The sequence below is a fragment of the Rhizobium sp. SVR5-2C genome (genome assembly GCF_056755115.1).
Genome location: NZ_JBNDHT010000032.1, coordinates 21,010 through 43,001, shown reverse-complemented (window position 1 = coordinate 43,001; position 21,992 = coordinate 21,010). Strand labels below are relative to the sequence as shown.

At 59.1% G+C, this 21,992-nt stretch carries 22 protein-coding genes and 1 pseudogene; 21 read left to right on the top strand and 2 right to left on the bottom strand.

Annotated features, from left to right (window positions below; all coding sequences use genetic code 11):
• Positions 1 to 2 precede the first annotated feature (2 nt).
• The 16 genes and pseudogenes from fliK (at position 3) to ACPYOI_RS11885 (ending at position 13,475) form a co-directional block, all read left to right on the top strand.
• Positions 3 to 1,460, top strand: a complete 1,458-nt coding sequence (gene fliK, locus ACPYOI_RS11960) for a flagellar hook-length control protein FliK (protein ID WP_481415089.1) — start codon at positions 3 to 5, stop codon at positions 1,458 to 1,460.
• Positions 1,402 to 1,965 (top strand): transglycosylase SLT domain-containing protein, encoded by a 564-nt coding sequence (locus ACPYOI_RS11955; protein WP_481415088.1) that lies wholly within the window; start codon positions 1,402 to 1,404, stop codon positions 1,963 to 1,965. Before fliK ends, ACPYOI_RS11955 begins: the two co-directional genes overlap by 59 nt.
• Positions 1,966 to 2,247: 282 nt before the next feature.
• Positions 2,248 to 2,919, top strand: a complete 672-nt coding sequence (gene rem, locus ACPYOI_RS11950; RefSeq protein ID WP_481415087.1) for a transcriptional activator Rem — start codon at positions 2,248 to 2,250, stop codon at positions 2,917 to 2,919.
• Between the two features lie 124 nt (positions 2,920 to 3,043).
• Positions 3,044 to 4,387, top strand: coding sequence for a flagellar hook protein FlgE (locus tag ACPYOI_RS11945; protein WP_481415086.1), 1,344 nt, complete (start codon positions 3,044 to 3,046; stop codon positions 4,385 to 4,387).
• 19 nt (positions 4,388 to 4,406) lie between these two features.
• The gene (gene flgK, locus ACPYOI_RS11940; RefSeq protein WP_481415085.1) at positions 4,407 to 5,909 is read left to right on the top strand and encodes a flagellar hook-associated protein FlgK; all 1,503 of its coding nucleotides are present in this window, start codon (positions 4,407 to 4,409) and stop codon (positions 5,907 to 5,909) included.
• Positions 5,910 to 5,912: 3 nt separating this feature from the next.
• Positions 5,913 to 6,959, top strand: a complete 1,047-nt coding sequence (locus ACPYOI_RS11935) for a flagellar hook-associated family protein (RefSeq protein WP_481415084.1) — start codon at positions 5,913 to 5,915, stop codon at positions 6,957 to 6,959.
• Positions 6,960 to 6,995: 36 nt separating this feature from the next.
• Positions 6,996 to 7,343 carry a flagellar biosynthesis regulator FlaF gene (flaF, locus tag ACPYOI_RS11930; RefSeq protein ID WP_168828417.1) on the top strand — a complete coding sequence of 116 codons (348 nt, stop codon included), beginning with the start codon at positions 6,996 to 6,998 and terminating at the stop codon, positions 7,341 to 7,343.
• The gene (gene flbT, locus ACPYOI_RS11925; RefSeq protein ID WP_168828418.1) at positions 7,340 to 7,789 is read left to right on the top strand and encodes a flagellar biosynthesis repressor FlbT; all 450 of its coding nucleotides are present in this window, start codon (positions 7,340 to 7,342) and stop codon (positions 7,787 to 7,789) included. Before flaF ends, flbT begins: the two co-directional genes overlap by 4 nt.
• Positions 7,780 to 8,202 (top strand): annotated as a pseudogene (flgD, locus tag ACPYOI_RS11920) (flagellar hook assembly protein FlgD); the annotation flags it as partial. The gene flbT and the pseudogene flgD, both read left to right, overlap by 10 nt.
• A 148-nt stretch (positions 8,203 to 8,350) precedes the next feature.
• Positions 8,351 to 8,617 (top strand): flagellar biosynthesis protein FliQ, encoded by a 267-nt coding sequence (gene fliQ, locus ACPYOI_RS11915; RefSeq protein WP_168828420.1) that lies wholly within the window; start codon positions 8,351 to 8,353, stop codon positions 8,615 to 8,617.
• Between the two features lie 90 nt (positions 8,618 to 8,707).
• On the top strand, positions 8,708 to 10,795 hold the full coding sequence (flhA, locus tag ACPYOI_RS11910) for a flagellar biosynthesis protein FlhA (protein ID WP_168828421.1): 2,088 nt from the start codon (positions 8,708 to 8,710) through the stop codon (positions 10,793 to 10,795).
• Positions 10,792 to 11,544, top strand: coding sequence for a flagellar biosynthetic protein FliR (locus ACPYOI_RS11905; RefSeq protein ID WP_481415083.1), 753 nt, complete (start codon positions 10,792 to 10,794; stop codon positions 11,542 to 11,544). Before flhA ends, ACPYOI_RS11905 begins: the two co-directional genes overlap by 4 nt.
• A gap of 5 nt (positions 11,545 to 11,549) precedes the next feature.
• Positions 11,550 to 11,963: a hypothetical protein gene (locus ACPYOI_RS11900; RefSeq protein WP_481415082.1), complete on the top strand. Its 414-nt coding sequence runs from the start codon at positions 11,550 to 11,552 to the stop codon at positions 11,961 to 11,963.
• A 31-nt stretch (positions 11,964 to 11,994) separates the two neighbouring features.
• Entirely contained in the window at positions 11,995 to 12,558 is a 564-nt protein-coding gene (locus ACPYOI_RS11895) for a rod-binding protein (protein ID WP_168828424.1), read from the top strand.
• 12 nt (positions 12,559 to 12,570) lie between these two features.
• Positions 12,571 to 12,936 (top strand): hypothetical protein, encoded by a 366-nt coding sequence (locus tag ACPYOI_RS11890; protein ID WP_481422894.1) that lies wholly within the window; start codon positions 12,571 to 12,573, stop codon positions 12,934 to 12,936.
• A complete protein-coding gene (locus ACPYOI_RS11885; RefSeq protein ID WP_481415081.1) occupies positions 12,936 to 13,475 on the top strand; it encodes a hypothetical protein in 540 nt (179 codons plus the stop codon). Before ACPYOI_RS11890 ends, ACPYOI_RS11885 begins: the two co-directional genes overlap by 1 nt.
• 1 nt (position 13,476) lies before the next feature.
• Here the strand turns inward: ACPYOI_RS11885 and ACPYOI_RS11880 are convergent, their stop codons facing one another.
• On the bottom strand, positions 13,477 to 14,274 hold the full coding sequence (locus ACPYOI_RS11880; protein ID WP_481415080.1) for an NAD(P)H-dependent oxidoreductase: 798 nt from the start codon (positions 14,272 to 14,274) through the stop codon (positions 13,477 to 13,479).
• Positions 14,275 to 14,367: 93 nt separating this feature from the next.
• On the opposite strand from ACPYOI_RS11880, the gene ACPYOI_RS11875 reads away from it, so the two are divergent.
• From ACPYOI_RS11875 to folD, 4 genes are all read left to right on the top strand, one after another.
• The gene (locus ACPYOI_RS11875) at positions 14,368 to 15,300 is read left to right on the top strand and encodes a LysR family transcriptional regulator (RefSeq protein WP_481415079.1); all 933 of its coding nucleotides are present in this window, start codon (positions 14,368 to 14,370) and stop codon (positions 15,298 to 15,300) included.
• Positions 15,301 to 15,567: 267 nt separating this feature from the next.
• Entirely contained in the window at positions 15,568 to 16,410 is an 843-nt protein-coding gene (locus ACPYOI_RS11870; protein WP_481415078.1) for a WecB/TagA/CpsF family glycosyltransferase, read from the top strand.
• Positions 16,411 to 16,524: 114 nt separating this feature from the next.
• Positions 16,525 to 18,183, top strand: a complete 1,659-nt coding sequence (locus ACPYOI_RS11865) for a GumC domain-containing protein (RefSeq protein WP_481415077.1) — start codon at positions 16,525 to 16,527, stop codon at positions 18,181 to 18,183.
• Between the two features lie 121 nt (positions 18,184 to 18,304).
• Entirely contained in the window at positions 18,305 to 19,204 is a 900-nt protein-coding gene (gene folD, locus ACPYOI_RS11860; protein WP_481415076.1) for a bifunctional methylenetetrahydrofolate dehydrogenase/methenyltetrahydrofolate cyclohydrolase FolD, read from the top strand.
• A gap of 3 nt (positions 19,205 to 19,207) precedes the next feature.
• Here folD and ACPYOI_RS11855 read toward each other — a convergent pair whose 3' ends face one another.
• Positions 19,208 to 20,230 (bottom strand): LacI family DNA-binding transcriptional regulator, encoded by a 1,023-nt coding sequence (locus ACPYOI_RS11855; RefSeq protein ID WP_481415075.1) that lies wholly within the window; start codon positions 20,228 to 20,230, stop codon positions 19,208 to 19,210.
• A 276-nt stretch (positions 20,231 to 20,506) separates the two neighbouring features.
• Between ACPYOI_RS11855 and ACPYOI_RS11850 the strand changes: the two genes are divergently transcribed.
• Complete coding sequence (locus ACPYOI_RS11850; RefSeq protein ID WP_481415074.1) at positions 20,507 to 21,868, top strand: ABC transporter substrate-binding protein; 1,362 nt, start codon at positions 20,507 to 20,509, stop codon at positions 21,866 to 21,868.
• The last annotated feature ends 124 nt before the right edge of the window (positions 21,869 to 21,992 follow it).

Genomic DNA, 21,992 nt, shown 5'->3' with positions numbered 1-21,992 from the left:
CGATGGACATGAGCGTTCCGGGAGGAGGCGTCGCCGCCGAGGCAGCGCAGGCTGCCAGAGGCAATGGTGCGGCTGCAAAGCGCAACGATCAAGATAAGGGCGGCTTTTCCGACCTGGTCTCCAAGGCCGGAAGCAGTTCTCAGAACAATGATTCTGTAAACCAGGCCGGCACCGACCGTGGGGATGCGCCAGGTAGTGAAGATGCACATGCAGCAGATGGCGTGCGCCAAGGCGCCCGGATGAAGCCCATGATTGATCTTCGCGACGCGTCCTTGAAGCAACAGGTGCTGACGCCGCCGGAAGCAGCAATCACGATTGGCAAATCCGGCAAGGGTCAAATCGAGGACGGCGGCGATACGGCCGCAGAGACGCTTGACGTGAAGAACGGCATAAGCCGCGACGACAAGGCCGAGGCTCATCCGGTGAAGGGAACCAAGCCAGCGAAAACGAGCGGGACCCGTGGAGACAAAAACGCCGACCCGGACCCAAGCTCCCTCTCTGGCACAGACTCAGCCTCTGATGTGCTCGGCCTGCTGAACAGCGATTCACCGGATGCCCGCGTCGCCACGGCGATACCCCTCGTGCATATGAATGCAAAGAACGACACTGCCGGCGAGAAGGCGAGTGGCGGCAAGGGGGGCGCGTCCACTGCGCGTTTACGCGGGGTGGAGACGGCTGAGCCAGGTGCTGCACAGACAGCCTTGGCGGCAATCGGTGCCAACACGAGCGGTGAGCAACTGCCTGCCACCGACGGGGCTGCCGACGCCGATGGAAAGACGAAATTCCGGCTAAGTCGCGCAGACGGACGTGGCCAGTCGATGGACATGCGTATCGCTGTTGATCAGGACAGCTCGGCCAGCGGCAAGGTCAAGGGCGATGGCGAGACCGTCACGGTCCTCGATTCGCGCCGCTTTATCGGACTCGCACAGAATTCTGCGTCCCTTACAGCGGCGATCAGCGGTGACAGCGAATGGGCGCGTGCGATGCAGCCCGGTTCCGCGCTCTCGAATGCTGCCGAATGGACGACCACCGGAAAGGTGGTCAATACCCTGAAGATCCAGATGGCGCCGGTCGATCTCGGGGTCGTCACGGCAACCATGCGGCTTTCCGGCGACGCTCTGAACGTCGATCTGAAGGTTGCGACCGGCGCCGCATACCGTCAGCTCAAGGAAGATCAGGACCACATCATCGAAGCGCTGCGCAGTCAGGGTTATGCCGTCGACAAAGTGACGATCAGCATGACCCCTGCGGCGCAGCCGGATGCCGGCAACCAGCCAAATGCGCAGGGACAGTTTCCGCAGCAGCAGCAATCGCTGCAGCAGGGGCAGGGCGGTGAAGCACGCGAGCGACACAGCCAACCGCAGAGCGGAAACGGAGGCTTCAATGGTGGAGGCGAGACCGATGCTGAGACTGCTTCTGGCGCCTCTGGCAGTAGTGCTCCTGGCAGCGTTTACCTCTAGCGCAAGTGCCTCCACCGGAGCCTGCGAGAAGGAGATCCAGTCTGCTGCCGCGAGATACGGCATACCGGAAGGCATTCTCTATTCCGTGGGGCTAACGGAGACCGGGCGCAAGGGTTCGCTTTATCCTTTCGCGCTCAACATAGAAGGCAAGGCAGTCTTTCCTCCGTCCGAGCAGGACGCGTTGAGACAGTTCTATTTGGCGCTCAATAGCGGTGCCAAGCTGATCGATATCGGGTGCATGCAAATCAACCATTACTTTCATGGTGAGAACTTCCGTTCAGCGGAAGACATGTTCGACCCGCATCGCAATGTCGAATATGCGGCGAAGTTCCTTCGCAATCTCCACGACCGCCATGAGACCTGGACCATGGCGGTAGCCAGATACCATGCTGGGCCGAACAATAACCCTGCCCAGAAGCAATATGTCTGTCGTGTTATCGCGAATCTGGTCGCTACCGGCTACGGCAAGTGGACTCCCAATGCGAGTACTTTTTGCCAGAACTGATACAATCAAAAATTGAAAAATGTGAACAAAACGGAATCGTGCCGCAATGTGGCAACTTTTGGCCCAAAATTGGATTCGCAAGGCCTAATTTACAGTTCATTAAACTTTCCACGCGATTTTTGTGTCGAAAGTCGATGAGACATACTAAATATAGAGCAAATCGCGGCCAAATTGTTAATCAACTATTAATTTCTGCCATTGAGTTCCAGCAGCTTGTCCCAGAATCGCGCGATTCGTACCCATAGGCGCATCGAGGTGCCACACTGATTCGGAGGCGGACGAATGATCGTCGTGGTTGATGAGCGTGAGCTCGTGAAAGATGGGTACACATCACTGTTTGGCCGTGAGGGCATTCCCTCCACCGGCTTTGATCCCAAGGAATTCGGAGAGTGGGTGCAGACGGCGGCCGAATCCGATATTGCGGCTGTCGAGGCTTTTCTGATTGGTCAGGGCAGGCAGACGTTGGAGCTGCCGCGCGCCATCCGGGATCGCTCCCAGGCGCCGGTGATCGCGGTCAGCGATCAGCCTTCGCTCGAAAACACGCTTGCACTTTTTGATTGCGGTGTCGACGATGTCGTTCGCAAGCCGGTTCATCCCCGCGAGATACTCGCGCGGGCTGCTGCAATCCGGCGGCGCCTGAAGGCGATTTCGACGCACACCGACATCGGCGCGATCCGCGTCTTCTCGGACGGCCGCGATCCCGAAATCAACGGCGAAGTCTTTGCGCTTCCGCGTCGCGAGCGCCGTATTCTCGAGTACCTGATCGCCAACCGCGGCCGCCGCGTCACGAAAACCCAGATCTTCAACGCCATCTACGGCATCTTCGACGAGGAAGTCGAAGAGAACGTCGTTGAAAGCCACATCTCCAAGCTCCGCAAGAAGCTGCGCAAGAAACTGGGCTTCGATCCGGTCGATTCCAAGCGCTTCCTCGGTTACTGCATCGACTGGAATTGATTTTACGGCAGCGGGCCGACGCGGACGTGCCTTTCAATATTTCGGTCAGGCAGTCCGTCCCAGACAGCTTCACGCAAGGCCCGCCAAATACTCTCCAGGCTATCAAGGAAAACGAGGTTTTCAGATGAGTATTTTCGGGAGCATGAAGACGGCCGTGTCGGGCATGAATGCACAGGCAAACCGCCTGAGCACCGTCTCCGACAATATCGCGAACGCGAACACGACCGGCTACAAGGCGGTTTCGACCTCCTTTTCTTCGCTGGTTCTGCCGTCGACTGCGGGCAACTACAATTCGGGCGGCGTGCAGACGTCGGTACGTCAGTCGGTCAGCGCCCAGGGTGATATGACCTACACCACGTCGGGTACCGATCTGGCGATCTCTGGCGACGGCTTCTTCATCGTGCAGAGCCCGGACGGCATTCCGGTGCTGACCCGAGCTGGCGATTTTAGCCCGGACAAGAACGGCAATCTGGTGAATGCTGCCGGCTTTACGCTCATGGGTTATCCCTACACCTCCGGCCCGCCGGCGGTCGTCGTCAACGGCTTCGATGGTCTCCTTCCGATCAATGTCAACCAGTCCGGTCTGACCGCCATTGAATCGACGGCAGCAAACTTCAAGGGCAACCTCGACTCCGATATGCCGGTCGTCCCCGTGGCTGACCTGCCAAGTGCAAACCAGGATCCGGGTGTTGACTCCACAGGCAAGGCGAACACCTTCAAAACGTCGATGGTTGTCTATGACAAACTCGGCGCGAAGGTTCAGTACGATCTCTATTTTACCAAGAGCGCGGGTGCGACGGGCACCACCTCTGGCGAGTGGGACGTCGCCGTCTATAGACACGACGCCGCCGCCACCGGCAGCAGCCCGTTCCCCTATTCGGCCGCTCCGCCTGCTGCCCCTGGTGACGCACTCGTCGGCTCAGGCACTATGGTTTTCGATACGAAGGGCAACCTCATAACGGACGCAACCGATCCGGATGCCGGCACTATCACGAGCAATCTCCCGCTCGTTGATAACATCAGCAACCTGAACATCGACATGGACCTCTCGCAGTTCACGCAAAAGGCTGCATCCAACAGCGGCACCGGCACGCCGAATGGGCAGCCGGCGAGCGAGGTAACCGGCGTCACAATCGACAAGGACGGCACCGTTTATGCCAACTATGACGAAGGCGATCCGAGGCCCATCTACCGCATTCCTCTTGCGACCGTCGCAAGTCCCGACGAACTGACCCTCCTCAGCGGCAACGTGTACCAGGCAAATGGACGTTCGGGCGTCACCGTTACCGGTTTCCCGCAGACGAACGGTCTCGGGTCCATCCAGTCCGGTGCCCTTGAAGGCTCGAATGTCGACCTCGCTGGCGAACTGACGGAAATGATCGAGTCGCAGCGTAGCTACACGGCCAATTCGAAGGTCTTCCAGACGGGCGCGGACATCATGGACGTCCTCGTCAACCTCAAGAGATAAGTAAGGTAACGACCAAGCCATGTCGCTCACTTCCGCACTTAATACGGCTCAAAGCATATTCAATACGACGGGCACTCAGAGCAGCGTCGTATCGAACAATATCGCCAATGCCGGCAATAAGGATTACGTGCGTCGGCAGGCGTTAATCAGCACATCGCTGAACGGGGCTCAGGTCGTCAAGATTGACCGCGCGAAGGAGGATGCCCTCCTTCGCCAGTTTGTGAATGCCAATTCAAAAGACAGTGCGCAGCAGACGCTCCTGAACGGTCTCGAGGACCTGAAATCCATTGTCGGTGGCAATGACTACGAAACCGCCCCTACCACATATTTGGCGAATTTCCGGAATGCGCTCTCCGCGTTCCGGACTACGCCGAACAACGCGATTGCCGCTCAGGGCGCGATCACCGCGGCGCAGGACCTCGCGAACTCGCTGAACAATTCGACGGACGCTGTCCAGCAGGTCCGTGCGAGTGCGGACAAGTCGATCAGCAACTCAGTTGACCAGCTCAACACGCTTCTCTCCCAGTTTGAAACCGCGAACAACGCGGTCAAGAATGCCGTCAACACGAATGCCGATCCTTCAACGGCGCTTGATGAACGCGACCGCCTCCTGAAGCAGATTTCCAATATTGTTGGCGTCAACGCCGTCACGCGCAACGGCAACGATATGGCGCTCTACACGCCGGACGGCGTCGTGCTTTTCGATACCGTCCCGCGCTCCGTCACGTTCCAGGGCCAAAGCACCTACGACACAAGCACAGTCGGAAACGCGGTTTACATTGACGGCGTGGCGTTGGTCCCTGGAAAGGGTGGAACGACGTCCGCAAGCGGCAGCCTCACGGCGCTTCTCCAGCTTCGCGACGAAGTCGCGCCGACATTCCAGTCGCAGCTCGATGAAGTCGCCAAGGGTCTCGTCAGCCTCTTTTCGGAGACGAATACGGCCGGAACCAGCACGCTGCCAGGTCTTTTTACATGGACGCAGCCGGACGGCACTGCGGGCGACACACCAACCGCCGGTGCCGTCATCGATGGAATTGCAGGCAGCATCAAGGTCAATCCGGCGGTGGTGACATCACTCGGCGGCGACCCGATGAAACTGCGCGATGGCGCGATCAATGGCGCCGCGTTCGATCAAAACCCCGCCCCCAACAAGAATGGCGGCTACGCGACACAGCTCGACAAGCTCTACAACGCTATGGGCGCCAAGATGGACTTCGATCCCGGCGCAGGCGTCACCGGCTTCAATTCGGCGACCGGTCTCGATTCGAATGTCAGCATCATGGACTTCGCATCGAACTCCATCGGCTGGCTGGAACAATACCGCAGCGACGCAAGCGGTGCGGCGGAAAATACTGCAGCAGCGCTTTCCCGATCGGATGAGGCTTATTCCAACGAGACGGGCGTCAATCTTGACGAGGAACTGACGCTGCTTCTCGACATCGAGCAATCCTACAAAGCAGGGACGAAGATTCTCAACGCCGTGGATGAGATGCTGAAGTCATTGCTGGATATAGCGAGTTAAGCCATGAAGAGCTCTTTCATTTCTAGTTCAGCCATTCAGAATGCCATGCGCCTGACGATCCGTCAGTCGCAGAACCAGATGGTCCAGGCCTCAATCGAAGCCACAACGGGAACCTACGCCGACATCGGCTTATCGCTCGGCATCGATTCGGCTAAAAGCATAAACTATACGCGCGAACTCGATCGCATTTCGTCCTTCAAGGACAGCAATTCGACCGTCGCGCTTCGTCTTGAAATGTCCCAGAGCGGCTTGGCCGAGATGCAGAAGGCCAGCGACACTCTTGTTGGCAATCTGACAGCGCTCAAGGGAAGCCAGACAGCGACCTCCATTGCTGTTACTCTCCAGTCCGCCACCTCAGCATTTGCGCAGCTGATGGACACCGGAAACATGATTTCCGGCGGTGAATACCTGTTCTCCGGCGTCAATACAGACGTTCCGCCGCTGACGGATCGCAGTGCGGCCGTAGAGGCGCAGATCGTCGCTGATTTGAACAGCTATGCGACCGGGTTGGGCAAGGGGGTCAGTGATCTGTCGGCGGCTGAAATGAATACCTTCATGACCAACACGGTCGAGCCGATGTTCAGCGTGGCGAGCTGGACGGATCCGGTGACCGGCTGGTCCCAGGCATCGAACCAGAACATGACGAGCCGCATCAGCAACTCGGAAGTCATCACGTCGTCCACCAATGCTAATTCCGACGGCATGCGTTATCTCGCGATGGCTACGGTGATGACGAACGCGCTGATCGATCAGGGCCTTGGTTCCGATGCCATGGACGCCGTCTCCGACCGGGCGATCGGCTATGCAGCGCAGTCGACCGCGGGTCTCGTCGCGCAACAAAGCCAGCTCGGTCTCTCGGAGGAGCGCGTCACGAAGGCGAACGATGCTCTCGATGCGCAGGCCTCCATCATCAACAACAAGGTCGTTGATCTTCAGGGTGTAGACCCGGCGGAGGCCTCCACCCTCGTCAAGTCTTTGCAGACACAGCTGGAAGCGGCCTACACGATCGTATCGAAAATACAGCAACTGAGCCTTGTAAATTACCTTTGATGATCAAAGGCGCGTAATCCAAAGAAGGATGCATGAATGTATCAGTTCTCTTATTCCGAGGTTATGCAAGACTCGGTGACCGATGCGAAGGAGCGGGAACGGCAAGTTCTCGATCGGTCAATAGAAATGCTCAAGGTGGCGCGCGACAAGGAAAAATACACCCAGGAAGCCGTTGAAGCACTGTTCTATACCCGGCGTGTTTGGGTGAGCTTTATCGAAGATCTCAAGCATCCCGACAATCAGCTCGAAATCGAATTGCGGGCCAATCTGATTTCGATTGCAATCTGGATCTTGAAGGAATGCGACAAGATTCGGCGGCGCCAATCAAGTAACTACCAAGGCGTTATTGACGTTACCACCATCATCAGGGATGGACTTAAATGAAAAGTACACTTCGTATTTCGCTTAAAGCTGGGGAGAAGATCTTCATCAACGGCGCAGTTTTGCGCGTTGATCGAAAGGTCGCACTGGAATTCCTGAATGATGTGACGTTCCTTCTTGAAAACCATGTTCTCCAGCCGGAAGAGGCCACGACGCCGCTGCGTCAGCTCTACTTCATCGCCCAGATGATCCTGATCAATCCGGAAGGCAAGGAGCAGTCGACGGCGATGTTCCGCAAGTCGATCACCATGCTGCTGACCTGCTTCAGGAACGAAGAGGTTCTGGCCGAATTGAAGCGCATCGACGGTCTCGTCTCGACCGGCCGTGCATTCGATGCCCTGAAGGCTATCCGCAGCCTCTATCCGATAGAGGACGGCATTCTGAACAACCAGGAAATGCATCCGACGATGGTCGAGCAGATTCGCAAGGAGATTGCGCCATGGCGGTAGACGGCGTTAGCGGGGTAGGCTCTTCGACCACCTCGGACGGCACACAGGCTGCGCAGCAGAAAGCCACGCTCAACTACGACAATTTTCTGCAACTGCTCGTCGCGCAGATGAAGAACCAGGATCCCACGGACCCGGTAGATGCCAGTGAGCAGATGGCGCAGCTTGCAAGCTTCTCGCAGGTCGAGCAGACGATCCAGACGAACAGCAAGCTCGACACGCTGCTTGCCAGCTCGAGCCTCACTCAGGCCGGCAGCTACATCGGCAAGTATATGGAAAGCGCCGACGGCAGCGTCAAAGGCGTCATCTCTTCGGTCAAGGTTTATTCCGACGGCATCATTGCAACGACGAAGGATGGCGGTAAGATTTTGGTCCAGGCCGGCGTCACCATTGCTGATTCGGCCCCAGTATCGAGCGGCGATAACGAAACCGATGGTGCTGGCGAAACCGATGGTGCTGGCGAAACCGATGGTGCTGGCGAAACTGGCGGTACCGGTACTTCGAATGAGACGCAGTCCAGCTGACGCTGGCTGCTTTCCAACGGCAATATGAGGTTGCCAGACGATGAATGAAGCCGACGCGCTCGATATTTTCCAGGCGGCCATCTGGACCGTTCTCATCTCGGCGGGCCCCGCGGTTGGCGCGGCCATGGTCGTCGGCCTCATCATCGCGTTGATTCAGGCGCTGACGCAGGTTCAGGAAGCGACGCTTACCTTCGTTCCGAAGATCGTGGCGGTTTTCGTTACCATAGGCTTATCGGCACATTTCGTCGGCTCGCAGATTTCCATTTTCACCGATATGGTTTTTTCGCGCATCCAGACAGGCTTCTGAGCCACCTTCGCGCAAGCTTCGCCAGTTAACTCTCGATCCGGAACTGGGCAGGACTGTACCTGCCTCCTCTCATGAAGAGACGGAATCGAAATGGCGCAACCACCTGCACTACCCCTTCCGAAATCTGCTCCGAACATGCGCGATATCGGCTTTGCCCTCGGCATCGTCGTCATCATCTGCATACTCTTCCTGCCGATTCCGCCTTTCTTGATCGACCTGGGGCTGGCCTTTTCGATCGCTTTTTCCGTTCTGATCCTGATGGTTGCACTCTGGATTCAGAAGCCTCTCGAATTCTCGTCTTTCCCGACCATTCTGCTGATCGCGACCATGACGCGATTGGCGCTGAATATTGCGACGACGCGTGTGATCCTTTCGCACGGCAACGAGGGCCATGATGCGGCCGGCGGCGTGATCGCGGGCTTTGCAAGCCTGGTCATGTCGGGTGACTTCGTGATCGGTCTGATCGTGTTCCTGATCCTGATCACCATCAATTTCATCGTCATCACCAAGGGCGCGACGCGTATCGCGGAAGTGGGCGCGCGCTTCACCCTGGATGCGATTCCCGGTAAGCAGATGTCGATCGACGCCGATCTTTCGGCAGGCATCATCGACGAAAAGGAGGCCCAGCGCCGCCGTAAGGAACTGGAAGAGGAAAGTTCCTTCTTCGGGGCCATGGACGGTGCGTCCAAGTTCGTTCGGGGCGACGCGGTCGCCGGTCTCCTCATCACCTCCATCAATGTCTTCGGCGGCATCATCATCGGCTATTTCCGGCACGGTATGCCGATCTCCCAAGCCGCAGACGTTTTCGTCAAGCTTTCGGTCGGTGACGGTCTGGTCTCCCAGATGCCGGCCCTTATCGTTTCGCTGGCGGCCGGCCTTCTCGTTTCGCGCGGCGGCACCGTCGGCTCGACCGATCAAGCCGTCGTCAATCAGCTGAGCGGCTATCCGCGTGCGCTTTCCGTCTCCGCCGTGCTGATGGCGGTCCTGGGCTTGATGCCCGGTCTGCCAACAATTCCTTTCATGTTGCTCGGCGGCCTGATGGCATTCGGTGCATGGTTCATTCCACGGCAGATCGAAGCGGAGAACAAAGCCCGCCGCGAGCAGGAGGAGAAGAAGGTCGTCCAAAGCAAGGAGCTGGAAAAGGACTCCGTCAAATCGGTGCTGCGGACGTCGGAAGTCGAACTTGCGCTCGGCAAGATGGTTTCGACGCGCCTCCTCGGCGCGCATCAGGAACTCGCCTTCCGTGTTGGCAAGATGCGCAAAAAGTTTGCGACCCAGTACGGCTTCGTCGTTCCGGAGATCAAGGTCACCGATGACATCACCATTCCCGAGAAGTCTTACCAGATCCGTATCCATGGCACGACAGTGGCATCGAACGAGCTGCGCGTCGGCGAAGTGCTGGTCGTCACCGGTTCCGGTCGCAAGCCGCGCATTCCGGGGGACGAAATCCGCGAACCGGCATTCGGCATGCCCTCGGTTTCCATTCTTGAGGCCTTCACCGAGGATCTGAAGCGCGAAGGTTTCCAGCCGATCGACAACGTCTCGGTCGTCCTTACCCACATGAGCGAGGTCATCCGCAACAACCTGCCGCAGCTTCTGTCCTACAAGGACGTCAAGGTACTGATCGACCGCCTCGACCCGGAATACAAGAAGCTCGCCGACGAAATCTGCACCTCGCATATGTCCTATTCGGGCCTGCAGGCCGTGCTCAAGCTGTTGCTTGCCGAGCGCGTCTCGATCCGCAACCTGCACCTGATCCTCGAAGCCGTAGCCGAGCTCGCGCCGCATGTCCGCAAGACCGAACAGATCGTCGAGCATGTGCGCGTCCGCATGGCACAGCAGCTTTGCGGCGACCTGGCGGACAATGGCGTGCTTCGCGTGCTGCGGCTCGGCAGCAAATGGGACATGATCTTTCACCAGGCGCTCAAGCGCGACAATAAAGGCGACGTCATCGAATTCGACATCGACCCGCGCAGTCTCGAGGAGTTCAGCGAACAGGCGACGAGGGTTATCCGTGAATTCATGGACCGCGGTCTGCCTTTCGCCCTTGTCACGTCACCGGAAACACGCTCCTATGTGCGCATGATCGTCGAACGCTTGTTCGCCACACTTCCGGTTCTCTCGCATGTCGAACTGGCCAAAGGTATCGAGATAAAGATTTTGGGCTCGATTTCATGATAACCGACCCGCAAGGGACAGTTCTGGCGGTCTTTCTGGTTTTCTGCCGGATCGGCGGCTGTGTCCTCGCGATGCCGGGCTTTTCCTCGGCGCGGGTGCCTGGATTGCTAAGGGTCTTTGTTGCGGGCGGCTTGTCGATCGCCGTGCTGCCGGTTCTTTGGAACACCGTTTACCCGGCAGTCAGCAATCCGGGAGCAACCTATATCGGGCTTATCTTCAGCGAATCGCTGATCGGCGTCATGTATGGCCTGCTGGCACGTCTTTACACGTTGGGCTTTCAGTTCGCGGCCAGCATTATCGCCATGATGCTCGGATACTCGTCCCCGGGCGGGATGGATATCATCGAAGATTCGCCGGAAACGAGCCTTTCCGGTTTCATCACCTTCGCGGGAATGATGATTCTCTTCATGATGGACTTCCATCATACTGTGTTCCGGGCGCTGATTGACTCCTACACGACCATGCCCTTTGGCGGCAGTGCCGACATGCGGGCCAATCTGATTTCGCTGACCGATACGCTGGAATCGACGACTTATATCATGTTGCGGCTCGCGAGCCCGTTTCTCATCTACAACATGATGTTCAACGTCTCGATCGGCTTCATCAACAAGCTGGCGCCGCAGATTCCGGTTTACTTTATCTCGACCCCTTACATGCTGCTTGGCGGTTTGTTCCTCTTCTACGTGTCGGTTGCCGCTTTGATTGGCCAATACGCGCAATCGTTCCCAAGCGTGTTTGTCGGTAGGTAGCCGGCATGGCGGAGAAGACCCGTTCCGAGAAATTGAAGCGGCTGGTCGCCGTTCAGCGGCATCTCGAACAGATGGCCGAGTACGACCTTGCAGAAACGAATCGCCAGCGTGCCGAGGTTAGCCGGTCGATTGACGCTGTCGTCACGGCCCTCGGCTCCATGGATCCGATTCATCGCGCCTTTTCCCAAAATTACGCTGATCGATTCGAACGGTTGAGTACCAAGGACAAGCAACTGACCGGCATGGAACAGCTGCACGAGATGCGCCTGCAGCAGGAGAGGGCCAAAGGCGACCGGCTGGAGGAGAGCATGAAGGGCGCTCTTGAGGAGGAACGCCGCGAGGCGGACGACAACGCGGTCTACGACATCATCGATCAGAAATTCGCGACGCCAGCCTCCAGCAAGCTTCAAAAACCATAATCCTCACAACGTAATTTAGAGGATTGCAACATTGGCTATATCACCTCCAAGTGATCTGGTGCTGGACGTTGTCAAAGCTGCCGACCCGACAGAGGTGCAGGCAGCCCAGGAGAGATTGAAAGCGACCCGCGCCGCTTTCCAGGCAACGAGCCTTGCCGAGAATGGCAACGGCTTTTCTTCCAAGCTCGATGTGGTTGAGAGCCCCACTCAGAAGACCGGGCTCGGTGACGTCAAGAACCGGACCAAGGCCGAAGAGATTCCGGAAACCTACCGGAAGTTCGAGGCGATGGTCCTGCAGAACTTCATCAAGAACATGCTGCCCAGCGATAGCGAACAGGTTTACGGGAAGGGCGCTACCGGCGATATCTGGAAAGGCATGATGGCCGAGCAGCTCGGCAACGTCATTTCCCAGGGCGATGGCATCGGCATTGCCAAGGAGATGTATCACGACGCGCTTCGCAAGAAGGAAGGCGCGATCGTCAATGCGTCGGCGGATCAGGATGACCGCAAGGTTGCCTTCAGCATGATCGACGAATTCCAGCGTAAGACATTCGGCACCCCCACGGCGGAAGCCAAGGCGGCCAAAGAAGCATAACCGAGGATAAAAATGGAAATAATCTCGAACGAATTCAGGATCAAATCGGTCCTTGGCCGGCTGGAAATGATCATCGACAACGAGAACTCTCGGATCGGCAGCGATCCCCAGTTCGATCTCAAGGTCTCGAATGCCCACAAGAGCCGCTGCCTTTATGAGCTTTCCATGCTCTTTCGCGATACCGATCCGGCCGAGCTTGCCGCCTCGCATCTCGAACAGCTTCATGGGCTGAAGAAGAAGCTGACGCTCAATGCCCGGCGCGTCGAGGCGCATCTCGAAGCCGTTCGTGCAGTGGCGGATCTTCTGAAGAATGCGGTTCAGGACGCTGACGCTGACGGCACCTATTCCCAGGAACAGTTCGTCGCGCGTGATGCCTGATGGTGAAGCTCGTTCTTACAGGCATCTGGGTCTGCGCCATCACGCTGGCTTCGGTCTATTTTTCGGTGAAGATGGCCACAGCACCGGCGGCGCCGGTCGACAGTTCGAAAGAGAGCCAGCTTGAGCTTGTTAAGGGCGAGACGATCACCGTTCCGATCATCGGAAACGGCGCGGTAACCGGTTATTTTCTAGGCCGCGTGTCGTACATGATGAACAAGGATACAGTAAAAGGCGTGACCCTGCCGCTGACCGAAATGACCACGGACGAGTTGTTCACGCTGCTTATGGGCAACAAGATGGTCGATATCAGCAAGCTGAAATCCTTCGATCCGCAGGCCTTCCGAGACGCGATCAAGAAAGACATGAACGAAAAGCTCGGGGGCGATTACGTGTCCGAGGTTATCCTGGAGCAGCTTGAGTACCTCTCGAAGGAAGAGGTGAAAGCAAACGCTTCCGGCCAGCAGCAGAAAACGGGCAACCCGATCAAAATCATCGATGCGCCGTCGCCTGCTGCAGCAGCCGCCGCTGCCGCCCACTAATCTAGCCGGCTTCGCTTGTGCCGTTCAGGTGGAGCGCGAAGCCGGTCGCATCCGGCTCCTCCAGCTCCGGGCGGAGCTGCATGCTGGGGATCAGATAGTCTCCGCCATTCTGCAGCCGGTAGGGGATGGGCGGAGTGTTCTCCAGCGTGCGCATCCTCGCGCGCAGGCGTTCAGCTGCGAGCTCGAAGCCCGCCCCATCGAGGCGATCGACCCTGTAGGCCACGAAGGGCGGAAGCACCTCATAGCCCGGATAATAGAGAATTCCGTGATTGATCGGGAACAACAGGTCGTCGATCGGTCCGTTGACCCCGCGGGCGGAGTAATGCTCTTCCCAGCCGCCGACAGTCACGATCAACATAGCCCGCTTGCCGGCCAGTGTTCCTTCACCGTAGCGGTCGCCCCATCGCTTGTCGCTGTGCTCGCCGACGCCATAGGCGAATCCATAGGCATAGACCCGCTCGACCCAGCCTTTGAGGATTGCCGGCATGCTGAACCACCAGAGCGGAAACTGGAGGATTAGGGCATCGGCCCACAGAACCTTGTCGATCTCGGTCTTGACGTCTTCGGTCAACCCGCCCGTTTCGAAGGCTTTCTTCGATGCCTCGACTGGTATGAACCGCGTGTCGGACGCCAGCGAGGGAAAGTCGGCACGGTCGATCTCGGACTTCCAGTCCTCCGCATAGAGGTCGGATACGCGCACGTCGTGGCCTTGGGCCTCGAGTTCCGCGATGGCGACGTCGCGCAGCGCGCCGTTGAGCGAGCGTGGTTCGGGATGAGCAAAGACATGCAGAACTTTCATGGTCGTGATCCTGTGACGTGAGAACTTGCCCGAAGGTAGACACCGCACAAATCATCCACTAGATGTAGCTAATGCATAAGATTATGCCGAATAATGGATAATTCAGACGTCACCTTGGAGCGCATGCGAACCTTCGTCCGCGTTGCCGAACGCGGCAGCCTATCGGCGGTTGCGCGCGAGTTCGGCGTCGGTCAGTCGACCGTCACGCGGCACTTGCGGGAGCTCGAGGAAGCCGTTGGCGTGCCTTTGCTCAGCAGAACCACCCGGCGTGTGACGCTCACCGATGAAGGCAGCCGCTACTATGCCAACGGCGTCCAGATCCTGCGCCTCGTGGAGCAGGCCGGTGATGAGGCGCGAGGCAAGCGCGGCGCGCCGGCGGGCATGATCCGGATATCTTGCACCGCGGCTTTCGGAGTCCTGCATGTCAGCCGGCGGATCTTCGCGTTTCAAGACCGCTATCCCGACATCGGGATCGACCTCAGTCTCACCGATGAGCGCGTCGACCTCGTGCGGGAGGGCGTCGATATTGCCCTTCGGCTAGGCCCGCTCACCGACAGCTCCATGAAGCTGCGGGCGCTTGGTCAGTCGCGGCGTTTGCTTGTCGCAGCACCGGCCTATCTGGCGGCGCGGGGCAGGCCGGTCGCTCCACAGGATCTGTCCGCCCACGAAGGCATCCGCATGTCGAATGTGGCGGGCAGCGACACGCTCGCCTTGAAGGGGCCAAACGACGAGCGCCATGTCGTGCCATTCGGAGGGCGCTTTCGGGTAGACCATGGGCTTGCGGCGCGCGAGGCCCTTATCGCCGGACGCGGCATTGCACCCGCTCATCGATGGCTTGTTGATGATCTCCTGGCGGTCGGCCGGCTGGAAGCGATCCTGCCCGAGTATTCGCTTCCTAGCACTCCACTTAGCATGCTGATTGTCCCAGAACGGGCGGGCATTGCCCGGGTCCGGCTACTGGTCGACTTCCTCGTAGAGCAGGCTGGCGGCATTCCCGGGATCGAGAGGGTGCAGCCGGAGCGATAGCCGGTGAGCATCAAGGGCACATTGAGGCCGCTTTGCTTTGCCCCGCAAGCTTAACAGAACCTTGAGAGCACCCTCGGAATTCGAACGACTTTTCTAAGAGTTGTTTGAAATCATCCTGCTATAGCTCGCCTTACAGCCTTGGAGCGGCATTCGGAACTACGGATGCTGCACGCGGCCGGCGCTGCCGGTTTACCAAACCTGCCGGCGCGGAATGTGTCTGATGTTTTCCGCAATGCTGGGCGCATGAAGCCCCTGCTGGAGGTTGGAATGAACCTGATCGCGAATTTCGCGGTTCTTGCATCACGCCGCACGATCTTCGACGTGCCGGTATGCGATCTCGGATGGGATGACGCACTCGTCTTCATCAACGAGCTTGCCTCGCTTCCCGTCGGCCAGACCGTCATTGCCTTTGCCAATGCTCACAACATGCTGATGACGCTACGCGATGGCGAATACCGGAATATCCTCCTGCAGAATCTCGTTCTGCCCGATGGCGTCGGTCTGAATATCGCTTCGAAGATTGCGCATGGCGCGCCATTTCCGGCCAATCTCAATGGCACGGATTTCGTTCCTGCGCTGTTGACCTTTATGGAAAACCGGCGCCGTGTCGGCCTTATCGGCGGCAGGCGCGAGGTTGTTGAAAAGGCGGCTGCAAAGTTTCGCCAGCATGCGCCCTGGCACGAATTCATCGTCATTTCGGACGGCTATTTCGACAAGGACGACCCGCGGGAGCTTATCGACGAGCTCAACCGCCAGAAGTGCGACATTCTCATCATCGGCATGGGGACGCCGTTGCAGGAGAAGTGGACGCACCGTCACGTTCGTGCCGATCACGCGCGGCTCGTCCTGACCGTCGGCGCGCTCTTCGATTTCGTTTCAGGGACCGTTCCCCGTGCTCCGCAGACCGTTCGTGCGATGCGGCTGGAATGGGCCTACCGCCTGCTGCAGGAGCCAGGCCGGCTCTGGCGGCGCTATGTGCTCGGCATTCCGGTCTTCCTGCTTCATGTGATGCAATACCGCTTCAGCCGCCGCGACCGCATCCTTAGCCATTCGGAGGAGCGCAGCGTTGCACTTCCTGTTCCGCAGAGGCGAAACGACCTGGCAAGCTGAGGTTGCTTCTTGCCTTCCGAGTTAACCATTTCTTTGCCGTAAATATTTAGAGTGCCTTAATCATCCGCTTCACGCGGCAAGGCAGTTCGGTTTGCGTGCACGAGATATGGCGTCATGTACGACAGCAGATTAAGAAGCAGCACTGACAGGAGACGATCGACAGCGGCGCGCGTCGAAGCGCTACCCATTCGTCCTTCCGAGGCCGAACTGTTGAGAGTGATCGGCAAGGCGCTTGAAGAGCAGCGCCTGCAGCGTAGCGTGCCTCCCGAACCTCCGCTCGTCGACCGCATCGAGACGATTCTCGGAACCCGGCTGCAAGCTGCCAACGATGTCCGCTCGCAGGAAGAGCCGCCCAAGCCACTGGCGCCGCCTGCCGTTCACGGCGAGATCGACGATGCAGATATCGGAAGGCCTCCGGAGCGTCGCGGCAGCGTGGCAAAGCCGCTCGCCGCAATCGCAGTTGCGGTCATGATCGGGGCGGGCATTCCGCTGTTGATGCCGACAGAACCGGCGCGTTATGCGGCGGAGACGGCATTTCGCATTCAGGCGGACAGTGCCGAGCGCCCAGCGATGACCGCCGCGGCCGTGCGGCGCCTGCTCTCCGCCAGCACCATATCCGCTGCGGTCGGGGCGCTGAAACTTGATCGCGACCACGAATTTACCGGCGGGCCGTCAAACGCCATCGGCGTCGCGTTCGACCTTCTCTCCGGCAGCGGCGCCGCTGCCGATGCGGCCTCCCGCGCGGAAAAGACGCTTGGAGGAATGATCGAGGCCGATGCCGACGCGGCTTCGGGAAGCGTGCACCTGAAAGTGACGACGGCCGATGGCGCCAAGTCTTCGCGCGTCGCCGTCTGGCTGTCGAACATGCTGACCTCCGGCGGCAATTCCGCGTCGGCGCAAGAGCGCACCGGGCTCCGCAAAGCCTATGACGATGCGCAGGCGGAACTGGGCGCCTTCACCGCCAGGAGCGGCGAAGGCAACGTCAAGGTGGCGGCCGACCTTCAGCAGCGCATCAATCAACTCGATGCCGATCTCAAGATTGCCGAACAACGGATCGCACTGGCAAAGGAGCAGGCTGATCGCCTGAAGAGAGCCAAAGCAGACGATGTCCTGAATGGTTCGCTCCCAGCTGAAACCATTTCGCCGGCGCTGCAGGCCGAGCGCGACAAATTCGTTACAGAGAAGGCCACTCTTTCTCAGCTTGCGAGCGACCTCGGCCCGCGCCATCCCCGCCTTCTTGGGCAGCAGGCAGTCGTCGATGGCATCAAGGAGAAGGTCGCGAAGGAACTTGCCCGACAGGCCCAGGACGCCAATGTCAGCCTCAAGACTGCTACGGACGCCCGAAAGCCGCTGAACGATCGGCGCAACGCACTGATTGCCCAGAGCCGCGATACGGGTGTCGATCTCGCCAAGCTCACCGAACTGCACGACAAGGCGGAAGCGGCAAAATCGCGGATGGAGAATGCCGTCACGGCGACCGCTTCCATTGTTCCACCGGTTGCCGTTGTCAAGCCGATGCACACCACCGTTGTCTCTTCAGGCAGCACGCTACCGCTTCGATCAGCGATTGGTGCCGCGATCGGATTGGCGCTTGGCCTTGCGGGTATGGTTGCTTTTCGCCGCCTGCGAAAACGTCCCGCACCCTTGCCTGAGACGATAGCGCCAACGCCTGCGGAACCACCGGAGCCGCAGGTCGACGAACTTGAGCAGTTGCGCGACCAGCTCGAGAGCCTGCGCGACAGGCTACAATCCTACGGTCCGGGCCGCCGTTGATCTTGCGATGCGGCATCATTGCTCTTGCATTTGCCGTTTTTAGGCAGGATAGGGCGTTCTGAGGCAATCAGCACGGCGCATGAACGCCTAGCTTGGCGCCATGGCATGGCAGGAGAATCGCGTGGCGACAGTGATCGATGGCAAGCAGGTGGCCGGTTCCGTAATCGAAACCGTGAAGATGGCGACCGCCGCACTTGAAAAGCAGAGCGGCGTCAAAGCCGGTCTTGCAGTCGTAATCGTTGGCGACGATCCGGCAAGCCACGCCTACGTCAATTCGAAGAGCAAGATGGCGAAGGAAAGCGGCTTCAAATCCGTTCAGCACACCTTGCCGGCGGAGACGACGCAGGAAGATCTTGCGGCGCTCGTCTCTTCTCTTAACGCCGATCCGTCGATCCACGGCATTCTCGTGCAGCTGCCGCTGCCGAAGCCTTTGAACAGCGAACCGATTATTCAATCGATCCTGCCGGAAAAGGACGTCGACGGCCTTCATGTCGTCAATGCCGGAAAGCTCGCGACCGGCGATCTGGCCACCGGTCTTGTCTCCTGCACGCCGGCTGGCGCGATGGTCTTCGTCCGTCGCGTGCACGGCGAGGACCTGTCAGGCCTGAATGCCGTCGTCATCGGCCGCTCGAACCTCTTCGGCAAGCCGATGGCGCAGCTGCTGCTCAATGCCAATGCGACCGTGACGATCGCCCACTCGCGCACCAAGGACCTGCCTGCGGTCTGCCGCAATGCCGATATCCTGGTCGCCGCCGTCGGTCGTCCGGAGATGGTCAGGGCCGATTGGGTGAAACCCGGCGCCACGGTCATCGACGTCGGCATCAACCGCGTTGCAGCTCCGGAAAAGGGTGACGGAAAGACGCGGCTCGTCGGCGACGTCGCCTTCGCCGAGGTGGAAAAGGTTGCTGGGGTGATCACGCCCGTCCCAGGCGGGGTCGGCCCGATGACCATCGCCATGCTGATGGCCAATACGGTCATTGCCGCGTATCGCTCGGCACGCCAGACGCCGCCGATATTCTGATGTTTAGCCCGGGGCAGGGCCGGTCGAGGCCCTGACGATCAGCTCTGCCTTCCAAAGTTCATGCTCGGGGAAAGGACCGGACTGCGTGACGGTGCCGATGAGCCGCTGGGCGATGCGCGCGCCCGCTGCGCGCAGCGACGAACGAGTGGTCGTTAGCGGCACGGAGAAATTTTCCGGCTTCAGCAGCGGCAGCACGTCGTCATGCGCGATCAGCGAAATATCCTCGCCGAGCTTGAGACCAGCCTGATTGATGGCCTGGATCGCCCCGAGGGCAAGCACCGTACTCGAGCAGAGAATGGCCGTCGGTCTCTCCGGAAGCTGCAGGAAGCGCTCCATGGCGATGAGACCTTCCTCGTCCGTCATCGGCGTGTGGCTCGTGCGGTTTTCGGAAAGCTCCAGTCCGCGCTCGCCAAGTGCTGTGACCACGCCATTCTTGCGCCGGATCGCGAAATCGAGATGCGCGGGGCCGTTCATCAGCGCGAAGTGCCTATGGCCGAGCTGCAGGAGCAGTTTCGCCGCATCGTAGAAAGCCGCCTCGTTGTCGATATCGAGATAGGGGTAGTCCGGCTCCGAGCCGAACGATCGACCATGGACGATGAAGGGCATCGACAGCGATTTCAGCATCACGAGCCGCGGGTCATGGCCACGCATATAAGCTATGAAGAGGGCGTCGACGTTGCCGCTTATCGCAAGGCGGCGAAGGGCCGCCACTTCGTCATCCGGATGCGCTGGCATGATGACGAAATGGAAGTCATGCCTTACGGATTCCTCGCCAAGCCCGGCCAGGAATTCGCCGAAGTGCACGTCTGATTGATGACCGGGGGCGGTCGGCATCACCAGCCCGATCGAGCCCGCCTTGCCGGTCGCAAGGCGTTGCGCGGCCTTGTTCGGCCGGTACCCGGTTTCCTTGACGGCGCGAAGGACGCGCTCGCGGGTCGCCTCATTGACTTCGGGGTAGCCGTTGAGCGCGCGGCTGACGGTCGTCTGCGAAAGACCGAGCAATTCCGATAGCTGTTTGAGATTCACGTGTTATGATTCCTCTCTAAAGGCTTTGGGCGCATCCCCCGTGCTCCCAAAGCGCTTTAAATTATGTACCAGCTGCGGCGCTTGACTCAAGAAAAATCGCTCCATATTCCCGTGAGGCGCGCTTGCATTCTACAACTTAGACACTTCATTTTGCTTATTTTCGAAATCACTTGACTCTTTTCTGCCGGGAGTTGAAATGCGTGATGTGTCAAAGCGCTTTGAGAATTCCTGAGGAGGGCGAAAGCGTGATTGCGATTGTGATGGGAGGTTGATCACATGAAGAAGATCCTTTTGATGGGCGTCGCCGCGGCTGCGCTTTTTGCCGGAGCGGCTTCCGCTGCCGACCTGAAATTCGCTCCGGGCGAGGACGCGAAGTTCAACTGGAAGAGCTACGACGATTTCAAGGCCGCTCACGCCGACCTGAAAGGCCAGCCGCTGACGATCTTCGGACCGTGGCGCGGCGAGGACGAAGCCTTTTTCCGCAGCATTCTTGCCTATTTCACGGAAGCGACCGGCGTTGACGCCACTTACTCGTCATCCGAAAACTACGAACAGCAGATCGTCATCGATACGCAGGCGGGCTCTCCGCCGAACGTTGCCATTCTGCCGCAGCCCGGTCTTCTGGCCGATCTGGCCAGCAAGGGCTTCCTGACGCCGCTCGGCGACGAGAACTCCAAATGGGTGAAGGATAACTACGGCGCCGGCGATAGCTGGGTCGGTTACGGCACCTACAAGGGCAAGGATGGCAAGGAAGCCTTCTATGCCTTCCCTTACAAGGCCGACCTGAAGTCGCTCGTCTGGTATGTGCCGGAGAACTTCAAGGAAGCGGGCTACAAGATCCCGACCACCATGGAAGAGCTGCATGCCCTGTCGGATCAGATCGTCAAGGACGGCGGCGTTCCGTGGTGCATCGGTCTGGGCTCGGGCGGCGCCACCGGCTGGCCGGCGACCGACTGGATCGAAGACATCATGCTGCGCCAGCAGAAGCCAGAGGTTTACGATAAGTGGACCACCAACGAGGTGAAGTTCACCGATCCCGCCGTTGTTGCTGCGATCGAGGAATTCGGCTCGTTCGCCAAGAATGAGAAGTATGTCGATGGCGGCGTTGCCGCGGTGGCGGCAACCGATTTCCGCGACAGCCCGAAGGGCCTCTTCGCCGTTCCGCCGAAGTGCTACATGCACCGCCAGGCTTCGTTCATCCCCTCCTTCTTCCCGGAAGGCACGAAGCTCGGCCAGGACGTCGACTTCTTCTACCTGCCGACCTACGCGGCGCATGCGGATCTCGGCAAGCCGGTTCTCGGCGCAGGTACGCTCGTGACCATCACCAAGGACTCCAAGGCGGCGCGCGCCTTCGTCGACTTCCTGAAGACGCCGATCGCACATGAGGTCTGGATGGCGCAGTCGAGCTTCCTGACGCCGTACAAGGGGGTGAGCACGGCAGCCTATGCCAATGATCAGATGAAGAGGGAAGGCGAGATCCTGACGACAGCTACGACCTTCCGTTTCGACGGTTCGGACCTGATGCCTGGCAAGATCGGGGCGGGTGCGTTCTGGACCGGCATGGTCGATTTTGTCGGCGGCAAGTCGGCGGAAGATACCGGTAAGGAAATCCAGGCCGCTTGGGACGCCATCAAGTAACCGTCGTGAGCCGGTGCCGCGGGGCAACCCGCGGCATTTGGCATGGGTGGCCGGAAGCATGGGGACCGGACAGCGCCGGACAATTTGATCAGCGCAACAAAGACGTTGACGGTAACCGGCGCCA

Coding starts and splice junctions, on each gene's coding strand:
- fliK (WP_481415089.1), top strand. CDS start 3: ATGGACATGAGCGTTCCGGGAGGAGGCGTCGCCGCCGAGGCAGCGCAG.
- ACPYOI_RS11955 (WP_481415088.1), top strand. CDS start 1,402: ATGCTGAGACTGCTTCTGGCGCCTCTGGCAGTAGTGCTCCTGGCAGCG.
- rem (WP_481415087.1), top strand. CDS start 2,248: ATGATCGTCGTGGTTGATGAGCGTGAGCTCGTGAAAGATGGGTACACA.
- ACPYOI_RS11945 (WP_481415086.1), top strand. CDS start 3,044: ATGAGTATTTTCGGGAGCATGAAGACGGCCGTGTCGGGCATGAATGCA.
- flgK (WP_481415085.1), top strand. CDS start 4,407: ATGTCGCTCACTTCCGCACTTAATACGGCTCAAAGCATATTCAATACG.
- ACPYOI_RS11935 (WP_481415084.1), top strand. CDS start 5,913: ATGAAGAGCTCTTTCATTTCTAGTTCAGCCATTCAGAATGCCATGCGC.
- flaF (WP_168828417.1), top strand. CDS start 6,996: ATGTATCAGTTCTCTTATTCCGAGGTTATGCAAGACTCGGTGACCGAT.
- flbT (WP_168828418.1), top strand. CDS start 7,340: ATGAAAAGTACACTTCGTATTTCGCTTAAAGCTGGGGAGAAGATCTTC.
- fliQ (WP_168828420.1), top strand. CDS start 8,351: ATGAATGAAGCCGACGCGCTCGATATTTTCCAGGCGGCCATCTGGACC.
- flhA (WP_168828421.1), top strand. CDS start 8,708: ATGGCGCAACCACCTGCACTACCCCTTCCGAAATCTGCTCCGAACATG.
- ACPYOI_RS11905 (WP_481415083.1), top strand. CDS start 10,792: ATGATAACCGACCCGCAAGGGACAGTTCTGGCGGTCTTTCTGGTTTTC.
- ACPYOI_RS11900 (WP_481415082.1), top strand. CDS start 11,550: ATGGCGGAGAAGACCCGTTCCGAGAAATTGAAGCGGCTGGTCGCCGTT.
- ACPYOI_RS11890 (WP_481422894.1), top strand. CDS start 12,571: ATGGAAATAATCTCGAACGAATTCAGGATCAAATCGGTCCTTGGCCGG.
- ACPYOI_RS11885 (WP_481415081.1), top strand. CDS start 12,936: ATGGTGAAGCTCGTTCTTACAGGCATCTGGGTCTGCGCCATCACGCTG.
- ACPYOI_RS11880 (WP_481415080.1), bottom strand. CDS start 14,274: ATGAAAGTTCTGCATGTCTTTGCTCATCCCGAACCACGCTCGCTCAAC.
- ACPYOI_RS11875 (WP_481415079.1), top strand. CDS start 14,368: ATGGATAATTCAGACGTCACCTTGGAGCGCATGCGAACCTTCGTCCGC.
- ACPYOI_RS11870 (WP_481415078.1), top strand. CDS start 15,568: ATGAACCTGATCGCGAATTTCGCGGTTCTTGCATCACGCCGCACGATC.
- ACPYOI_RS11865 (WP_481415077.1), top strand. CDS start 16,525: ATGTACGACAGCAGATTAAGAAGCAGCACTGACAGGAGACGATCGACA.
- ACPYOI_RS11850 (WP_481415074.1), top strand. CDS start 20,507: ATGAAGAAGATCCTTTTGATGGGCGTCGCCGCGGCTGCGCTTTTTGCC.